Origin of the sequence: Faecalibacterium longum, from assembly GCF_040094125.1 — a bacterium.
In the GTDB taxonomy this organism is placed as follows: domain Bacteria; phylum Bacillota; class Clostridia; order Oscillospirales; family Ruminococcaceae; genus Faecalibacterium; species Faecalibacterium longum.
Genome location: NZ_JBBNIH010000064.1, coordinates 1 through 766, shown reverse-complemented (window position 1 = coordinate 766; position 766 = coordinate 1). Strand labels below are relative to the sequence as shown.

Sequence of the window (766 nt, the reverse complement as noted above, 5' to 3'; positions counted from 1 at the left end):
AACCATCCTTTCAAGGTCGTGGATGATGAAGCCATGACCCGGACGGTAGAAAGTATCGCTCAGTTTGGTGTGCTGGCTCCGCTTATCGCAAGGCCGCGCCCAGATGGTGATGGTTATGAAATCATTTCCGGGCACCGCCGTCAGTTCGCCGCAAAGATGGCCGGACTGGAAACGCTGCCTGTCATTGTAAGAAATATGGACGATGATGCTGCCACCATTTTGATGGTCGATTCCAATTTACAGCGAGAACACATTTCGCCTAGCGAAAGGGCTTTTGCGTACAAAATGAAGATGGATGCTATGAAAAGAACTGCTGGTAGGCCATCAAAAGAAAATTCCCGACAAGTTGTCGGGAATTTTGAAACAGCCGATCTTATTGGTAAAGAAAGCGGTGAAAGTGGCAGACAAGTCCAACGATTTATTCGTTTGACGAACCTCATTCCTGAACTGCTGAATATGGTAGATGAGAAAAAAGTATCATTTAATCCTGCGGTGGAACTGTCTTATCTCTCTACTGAACAGCAGCAGGAGATGATAAATGCCATGGACGATACGCAAAATGCGCCCTCATTCTCACAAGCAAAGCGCATAAAAAAGTTGGCACAGGAGGGCAATTTCACATCAGAAGCCGTAGTTGATATTATGGGGGAAGAAAAGAAAAGCGAGTTGGATACCGTGACCATCAAAAACGAGATCCTGCGGAAGTATTTCCCACGCAGCTACACTCCCAAACAGATGGAGGAGAAGATCATCCAGCTTTTGGATG

At 46.3% G+C, this 766-nt stretch carries 1 protein-coding gene; it reads left to right on the top strand.

Annotation, left to right across the window (positions count from 1 at the left end; all coding sequences use genetic code 11):
* Nucleotides 1-766: ParB/RepB/Spo0J family partition protein (locus AAAU26_RS01260; protein ID WP_349180879.1), on the top strand; the 766-nt coding region annotated here is incomplete at both ends.